The sequence below is a fragment of the Shigella sp. SIG3 genome (genome assembly GCF_053555855.1).
Genome location: NZ_JBQZXE010000153.1, coordinates 1 through 7,465, shown reverse-complemented (window position 1 = coordinate 7,465; position 7,465 = coordinate 1). Strand labels below are relative to the sequence as shown.

11 protein-coding genes and 1 pseudogene are annotated in these 7,465 nt (G+C 45.7%); 6 read left to right on the top strand and 6 right to left on the bottom strand.

The features are described 5' to 3' along the window. The first annotated feature begins 231 nt into the window (after positions 1 to 231). Positions 232 to 441 (top strand): hypothetical protein, encoded by a 210-nt coding sequence (locus ACUU1I_RS18630; RefSeq protein WP_005047951.1) that lies wholly within the window; start codon positions 232 to 234, stop codon positions 439 to 441. A gap of 116 nt (positions 442 to 557) precedes the next feature. Next, complete coding sequence (locus tag ACUU1I_RS18625) at positions 558 to 2,879, top strand: autotransporter outer membrane beta-barrel domain-containing protein (protein WP_024260620.1); 2,322 nt, start codon at positions 558 to 560, stop codon at positions 2,877 to 2,879. 56 nt (positions 2,880 to 2,935) lie between these two features. Here the strand turns inward: ACUU1I_RS18625 and ACUU1I_RS18620 are convergent, their stop codons facing one another. From ACUU1I_RS18620 to ymgI, 3 genes are read right to left on the bottom strand one after another with little or no spacing between them, the layout of a single operon-like run. Continuing rightward, positions 2,936 to 3,271, bottom strand: coding sequence for a YmgD family protein (locus ACUU1I_RS18620; RefSeq protein WP_000979977.1), 336 nt, complete (start codon positions 3,269 to 3,271; stop codon positions 2,936 to 2,938). Positions 3,272 to 3,274: 3 nt separating this feature from the next. Beyond that, on the bottom strand, positions 3,275 to 3,619 hold the full coding sequence (locus ACUU1I_RS18615) for a YMGG-like glycine zipper-containing protein (RefSeq protein WP_000726974.1): 345 nt from the start codon (positions 3,617 to 3,619) through the stop codon (positions 3,275 to 3,277). 1 nt (position 3,620) lies between these two features. After that, positions 3,621 to 3,794, bottom strand: a complete 174-nt coding sequence (ymgI, locus tag ACUU1I_RS18610) for a protein YmgI (protein ID WP_000122462.1) — start codon at positions 3,792 to 3,794, stop codon at positions 3,621 to 3,623. A gap of 100 nt (positions 3,795 to 3,894) precedes the next feature. Between ymgI and ymgJ the strand changes: the two genes are divergently transcribed. From ymgJ to ACUU1I_RS18595, 3 genes and pseudogenes are all read left to right on the top strand, one after another. After that, a complete protein-coding gene (gene ymgJ, locus ACUU1I_RS18605) occupies positions 3,895 to 4,080 on the top strand; it encodes a protein YmgJ (protein WP_071988566.1) in 186 nt (61 codons plus the stop codon). After that, a complete protein-coding gene (locus ACUU1I_RS18600; protein ID WP_001131446.1) occupies positions 4,041 to 4,160 on the top strand; it encodes a hypothetical protein in 120 nt (39 codons plus the stop codon). The genes ymgJ and ACUU1I_RS18600 overlap by 40 nt, the downstream gene beginning before the upstream one ends. 34 nt (positions 4,161 to 4,194) lie before the next feature. Beyond that, positions 4,195 to 4,539 (top strand): annotated as a pseudogene (locus ACUU1I_RS18595) (autotransporter outer membrane beta-barrel domain-containing protein); the annotation flags it as partial. Positions 4,540 to 4,910: 371 nt separating this feature from the next. Here the strand turns inward: ACUU1I_RS18595 and minE are convergent. The 3 genes from minE to minC are packed head-to-tail and all read right to left on the bottom strand — an operon-like array spanning position 4,911 to position 6,712. After that, the gene (gene minE / locus ACUU1I_RS18590; protein ID WP_001185665.1) at positions 4,911 to 5,177 is read right to left on the bottom strand and encodes a cell division topological specificity factor MinE; all 267 of its coding nucleotides are present in this window, start codon (positions 5,175 to 5,177) and stop codon (positions 4,911 to 4,913) included. 3 nt (positions 5,178 to 5,180) lie between these two features. Next, the gene (minD, locus tag ACUU1I_RS18585) at positions 5,181 to 5,993 is read right to left on the bottom strand and encodes a septum site-determining protein MinD (RefSeq protein ID WP_000101055.1); all 813 of its coding nucleotides are present in this window, start codon (positions 5,991 to 5,993) and stop codon (positions 5,181 to 5,183) included. A gap of 23 nt (positions 5,994 to 6,016) precedes the next feature. Then, complete coding sequence (gene minC / locus ACUU1I_RS18580; RefSeq protein ID WP_005067874.1) at positions 6,017 to 6,712, bottom strand: septum site-determining protein MinC; 696 nt, start codon at positions 6,710 to 6,712, stop codon at positions 6,017 to 6,019. 519 nt (positions 6,713 to 7,231) lie between these two features. On the opposite strand from minC, the gene ACUU1I_RS18575 reads away from it, so the two are divergent. Then, on the top strand, positions 7,232 to 7,465 hold a 234-nt coding region (locus tag ACUU1I_RS18575; RefSeq protein ID WP_449144877.1), incomplete at its 3' end, for a YcgJ family protein.

Sequence of the window (7,465 nt, the reverse complement as noted above, 5' to 3'; positions counted from 1 at the left end):
ATGTCGAAGAGTTATTTGTTAAACAAAATAGTCACCCCAAAGTGATCAATGTCATGAAAATAAGGTGAAAAATGATAATGCCGACTTATTTATCATTTATATATTGTCGCTGTTTATCTATTTAAATTTTTTGTGCTTTTGTTTTTGTCTTTACCCTCCGTTTTGGTAATCTGAGCTCATAGGTTATTTGACCAGGAATGTTTGTTAATCCAATGAATGGATGGTTAATCTATGAAACTGAAAAAACTCCCCGGGTTTAGTTTGGGACTTATTGCTCTGGCGGTGGGTAATGCATATGCTGAACAGTTTATTCAGCACGATGAATATAAACATGCTGTGGCAATAAAAGATGGAAAAGTAAAAGATATTGATAATGCGCTAGTTATAACAACGGGTAATGGAAGTTACGGGTATCCGTTGCAGGAGAGGGTAGTAAGTTAACCATTAACAATGGCGTCATTGTAACAACGGGCGGTTTATATCCTTCTGACAATAGTCCTCTAAGCCCAGCATTAACAGCTAGCGCAATCGTAAGTGAATTTGGCGGTGCTGTTATTTTGCAGGGTAAAAACACGATTGTCACAACGGGGGATTACTCAATTGGTTTGCTAAGTCAAACGAGTGGAAACCTGAATACTGACACCATAATAAGAGTCAACTCTGACGGTTCGGTTACCCCCTCTTTTTCTGACGGAGATGATACATTTATTGTTACTGCGGGTAATCACGCAGTCGGCGTTCTTGCGTGTGCATCTCCCGGAAGCGCGCGTGCGTGTGTATCTTCTCTTGATGAAGAAAGTACTGCCGATACAGGAAGTAATGAAAATAATGCCATAGCAAAACTGGATATGGCAAAAGGGGAGATCACAACCCACGGAACAGAAAGTTATGCCGCGTACGCTAATGGCACTGTCGTCAAGGCTGGTGACACGCTTGATTATACCAATGCCAGCGTTACATTAACCGATGTTGATATCACCACGCATGGGGACAATGCTCATGCCATCGCTGCCCGCCAGGGGACAGTTTCATTTAACCAGGGAGAAATTTATACAACGGGTCCTGACGCCGCGATTGCTAAAATTTATAATGGCGGCACGGTGACGCTGAAAAATACATCTGCAGTCGCGCATCAGGGGTCTGGAATTGTGCTGGAGTCTTCCATAAATAGTCAGGAAGCAACGGTAGATATTTTATCTGGTAGCTCACTACGGTCAGCAAATGAAATCCTCTACCATAAAAATGAGACGAGTAACGTGACCATTACGGATAGTGAGGTATCATCGGCTGCAGATGTTTTTATCAATAATATTAAAGGTCATTTGACCGTCGATGCAACTAATTCAAAAATAACGGGTTCAGCTAATATTTCAACAGATGATAACACTCATACCTATCTGTCGCTTTCAGATAATAGTACCTGGGATATTAAAGCTGACTCAACGGTGAGCAACCTCACGGTTGATAATAGTACGGTCTATATTTCCCGGGCAGATGGACGGGATGTCGAACCAACAAGATTAACAATAACTGAAAATTACGTTGGTAATAATGGCGTATTGTATCTCAGAACTGAATTGGATGATGATAATTCAGCTACGGATAAAGTCGTTATTAATGGAAATACCTCTGGAACAACCCGAGTTAAAGTTACCAATGCAGGAGGCAGCGGAGCTTACACGTTAAATGGGATAGAGATTATCAGCGTTGAGGGGGAATCAAATGGGGAATTTATTAAGGATTCGAGGATTTTCGCCGGTGCCTACGAATATTCATTAACCCGAGGTAATACCGAAGCGACCAATAAAAACTGGTATCTGACTAACTTCCAGGCAACGAGCGGCGGTGAAACAAACTCCGGAGGAAGTTCAGCGCCTACTGTTGCGCCTATCCCCGTCCTGCGCCCCGAAGCTGGAAGTTACGTCGCCAACCTGGCAGCCGCTAACACTCTTTTTGTTATGCGTCTGAACGACCGTGCGGGTGAAACGCGCTACATCGATCCTGTAACTGAACAGGAGCGTTCAAGCCGACTTTGGCTACGTCAAATTGGCGGGCATAATGCCTGGCGTGACAGCAACGGACAGTTGAGAACGACCTCGCATCGCTACGTCTCGCAGTTAGGGGGCGATCTGTTAACCGGTGGTTTTACCGATAGTGACAGTTGGCGTTTGGGAGTGATGGCTGGTTATGCCCGCGACTACAACTTAACTCATTCCAGCGTGTCGGATTATCGTTCGAAAGGGAGTGTCAGAGGCTATAGCGCAGGGCTGTATGCCACTTGGTTTGCCGATGACATCAGTAAAAAAGGCGCATACATTGACTCCTGGGCGCAATATAGCTGGTTTAAAAACTCCGTGAAAGGGGATGAATTAGCCTATGAATCCTATAGCGCGAAAGGTGCAACCGTCTCGCTGGAAGCGGGTTACGGTTTTGCCCTGAATAAATCCTTTGGTCTGGAAGCGGCGAAATATACGTGGATCTTCCAGCCACAGGCACAGGCTATCTGGATGGGCGTCGATCATAATGCGCACACGGAAGCCAATGGCTCACGTATTGAGAATGACGCAAATAACAACATCCAGACCCGACTCGGCTTCCGCACCTTTATTCGTACTCAGGAGAAAAACAGCGGTCCGCACGGTGACGACTTTGAACCTTTTGTTGAAATGAACTGGATCCATAACAGTAAAGATTTTGCTGTCTCAATGAACGGTGTGAAAGTCGAACAAGATGGGGTGAGTAATTTGGGGGAAATTAAACTTGGCGTAAATGGCAACCTGAATCCAGCGGCCAGCGTCTGGGGGAATGTGGGCGTGCAGCTGGGCGATAATGGCTACAATGACACCGCAGTGATGGTGGGCCTGAAATATAAGTTCTGATCCCGCCGTTAGCTAAAAAACCGCGTCGTATTCATCGACGCGGTACATATGAAATATTATTTTTTGCCGATAGCACGCATGGTGTCATCAATTGCCGTGATCAACAGCATTTGCGGGTCTTTAGCGCAAACCTGATTCAGTTTTTCTACCACTTTGGCGCTCAGTTCCGGAGATTGCTCAATTTTTAAATCACGGCTGGCAACGCTGGCATTACCCATTACCGCAACAATTTCTGCAACCTGTGCGCTGTCAGTTTTTGCCATTTCGTTGGCTTCTGCGCAAGTAATATAGGTTTCTGACGGCAAACCGTTTTTAATATTGTAGTCCTGCGCCCAGGTCATTGGTGCGAAAACAAACAGGCCCGCCAGTAAAGCAAATTTTTTCATCATCATTCCTTATTTCATTTTACCCAGAATTGCACCACCCGTACCGCCAATCACGGCACCTTTAATCGCCCCTTCGAGGCCATTGCCGGTCAGAACGCCAGTGACAGCACCAACGGCGGCACCCACTTTTGCACCTTTACGCGCATTTTTACCGTCGCGGCCTTTTTCTGTTACTGCACCAACACCAGCGCCAACAGCTGCACCTTTCAGTACGCCATTAACACCATTGCCAGTAAGTAAACCAACGCCTGCGCCTAGCAATGCACCTTTCGTGGTGCGGTTCATATCCGCCATCGCTGGCGTGGAGCAGAACAATGCTGAGATAAGCCCGAAGGCAAGTATTTTTTTCTTCAACTTAGATGTCCGGTATTAAGTAAGTTGCACACACAATAATTTCGTCTTCAATTAAGATCTGCTTAACTAAAGAACGCTCGCTATTATTCAGATAATTCAAAATGAGCGTGGCTGTGATGATAGGAATTATGTTTTTTACGTGAATGAGAATAATCTTAAATGAGGAATAACTCATTGATTGACAATATTTTTATTCAAGAAGTGTCATTGACTGTTAACGCAATGTTGTAAAGGTAAGATAATCTGATTTATCAATATTATTGTGTGATTTTTATGTGAGCAGAAGATATTCATCAGCAACGATTACATTAGTCATTTTATTTTGCCGACGGCCTCATTGTCTAAAGATAAGCGTACGACAGTATTATCTGAAAAGAGTGATTTTTTATCCAACTACACTTCAGCGCACTGCGTGTAAAAAATGCCTCTTTCTTATGCGGGATATCATCATTTCATCATGATGTCTTTGGTGAGCGGTGAACACAATACACCTGCGCTGTCTCTTCAGGATGAATCCCCTGGTCTGGTGCCTGCGGGCTGATGTTGCAGCAGAGCTTAGGTCACTTAGACGCTACTATCATTTATCCAATGGCATGGAATCGAAATCAGTCGATACCCGCAGTATATATCGTGAACTGGGTGCAACGCTGAGTTACAACATGCGTCTGGGGAACGGTATGGAAATTGAACCCTGCCTGAAGGCGGCTGTGCGCAAAGAATTTGTCGATGATAATCGGGTGAAAGTGAATAGTGACGGTAATTTTGTCAATGATTTGTCGGGCAGACGTGGAATATACCAGGCAGGTATTAAAGCCTCATTCAGCAGTACGTTAAGCGGGCATTTCGGGGTGGGGTATAGCCATGGTGCCGGTGTGGAGTCCCCGTGGAACGCGGTGGCTGGTGTGAACTGGTCGTTCTGACCATCAACGATTAAACTGCGCTTCGGCGCAGTTTTCGTTTACAGGATGTTGAAAGAGAAAATTCTGGGGCAAAAAAAGCCCGCCAGTTACGGCGGGAAACCTCATCCTATGGGAGAACAATGAATAATGAAATTGCGGGGTTATCATCTCCCAGCATATCCACACTAACAACATGGTTATTTACTCAACCAGGCATAAACATTTTGTTCTGTGCGTGGGAACAGCCTTAAGGTGTAAAGGGGGAGGTGGAAATAGCAATGAGGAGTATCAGCAAGAATACTCGCCGCTTTACCACAACGTGGATGAGAGGGATGAAAAACTCAAGGCAGAAATGACTCTGCCTTGAAGATAAATGCGTTTTTACAGCGGGCTTATTTCAGCTCTTCTGCTTCCGGTAAGGTCACGTTCAGCTCAAGAATAGAAATATCGCCATCTTTTTGCTCAAGCTGTACGGTTACCATCTCAGGATCAATTTGTACGTATTTACAAATGACCTCAAGAATATCTTTACGCAACTGCGGCAGATAATGCGGTTCTGCATCGCTGCGACGGCGTTCAGCAACAATAATCTGCAGCCGTTCTTTTGCAATGTTGGCTGTGTTCTTCTTCCGCGAGAGAAAGAAATCGAGTAATGCCATAACTTATCCTCCGAACAAGCGTTTGAGGAAGCCTTTCTTCTCTTCTTCAATGAAGCGGAAAGGACGTTCTTCTCCCAACAGACGTTCTACGGTATCTGCGTAGGCTTTACCCGCATCGGCGTTAATGTCGAGAATGACCGGTTCACCCTGGTTAGAGGCGCGCAATACTGATTGATCCTCTGGGATCACGCCGACGAGTTTGATGCGCAGGATCTCCAGCACATCTTCCATGCTCAGCATGTCACCTCTGCTTACGCGGCCTGGGTTATAGCGCGTTAACAGCAGGTGCTCTTTAATAGGCTCTTCGCCATTTTCTGCGCGGCGTGATTTTGACGCCAGAATGCCTAAAATACGGTCAGAGTCGCGTACTGAGGAGACTTCCGGGTTGGTGGTAATAATGGCTTCGTCTGCAAAATAGAGTGCCATTAACGCACCGGTTTCAATCCCTGCCGGGGAGTCACAAACGATAAATTCAAAATCCATCGCTTTCAGATCATCAAGAACTTTGGCGACCCCTTCACGGGTGAGGGCATCTTTATCGCGTGTTTGCGATGCCGGAAGAATATAGAGATTTTCAGTACGCTTATCTTTAATTAACGCCTGATTTAGCGTTGCATCGCCCTGAATGACGTTGACGAAATCGTAAACGACCCGGCGTTCGCAACCCATAATCAGGTCGAGATTACGCAGGCCGATATCAAAATCTATCACGACAGTTTTCTTTCCCTTCTGGGCCAAACCAGTGGCGATGGCCGCGCTGGAGGTTGTCTTACCAACACCCCCTTTACCCGAAGTAACAACAATAATGCGTGCCATAGAAATTCCTTGTTAAAAAGGGATCAATTTAACGGTTGAACGGTCAAAGCGTTTTCGACTAACTGCAGTCGCCCCGCTTTGCCATAAAATTCTGCTGGGATTTGATCACTCAGCCAGTATTCACCTGCGATGGACACCAATTCCGCCATCAGGTTCGTACAAAATATTTGCGTTTCCCGGTCACCACTTGCCCCTGCCAGCGCACGACCGCGCATCATGCCATAGACATGAATGTTCCCATCGGCAATCAATTCGGCCCCAGCGCTAACGTGGCTTGTAACAATCAGATCACATTGTGGAGCATAAATACGCTGACCGGAACGCACCGGGGTATCTATTAAACGCGTTTTTGTGACCGGCATTGTATTTTGCGCTGGAGCCTGCGGTGCGGGAGCTGGACGTGGCGCTTTTTCTTTTCCTTCCGTCAGGATAGGCAGCCCCATTTTTTCAATTTCGGCTTTAAGTTGCGCATCTTTGCAGCCACTTACGCCAATAACCCGCAAACCGGTTGCCGAAACCGCCTTATGCATCGCTGACCAGTTTACCGGGTCTTCCAGTGCACTGACGTTGAGTACAACGGGGGCATGTTTTAAAAATGTGGGGGCCTGAGCGATTTTGTCTTTCAGCGCCTGATGGATAACCTTAGGTTCTGCCTCATGCAGATGAACCACAGATAAAGTGAAGCTACTGCCTTTAAGCTCGATTGGCGTGTTTGACATCCTGGCCTTACTCAATTAGCTATTAATCATCGCCAGCGCGCGATGATGTTCCGAAGACTATAAGGCATGTTATAGTCTGGATTATATTGAGGCAAGTCACCCTCCCATTTATTCAGAGTAAAAGTCTATTCTGTGATAAATGGCGCTGATTCATAGCTTAAAAAATACCCTTGTCAATCAACCCATTGCCGTCGTACTTTTGATTCTTCTTATTTACGCTTCCTTTTTCCGCACCCTAATCGTGACAGCATCTCCAGACCTGTTTAAATATCCAGTATTGAGGCAAGTGTATTTTTTCACCACGCCAGGCTTTCTTAACTTTCCATTTTTTGCAGCATCATTAAAGAACAGATACCCGTTATCTTAATATCCGCCACAGAATTGCTCTATCATAGAAACCGCAGAAGACGTCTGATACTTCTGTCAGGTCATCGTAACTCGTCCAGGTCAGCGGTTTTGATTACGGATTGATGACGAAATGAGCATAAGTGTTGTACGGTTGGATTATCAGGATGTGCTATGAATATGATGCGTATTATTTATATCGGATTGTCAGGTGTGGGGATGATGTTCTCATCAATGGCGTCTGGACATGACGCTGGCGGACTTCAATCTCCGGCGTGCGGCGTTGTTTGCGACCCGTATATTTGTGTGAACTCAGATGGCATTTCCCCAGAGTTAACAAGGAAATATCTCGGCGAAAAAGCCGCTGAAAACTTACAATCATTTGGATTTGCCCCTATATTTCCAGAT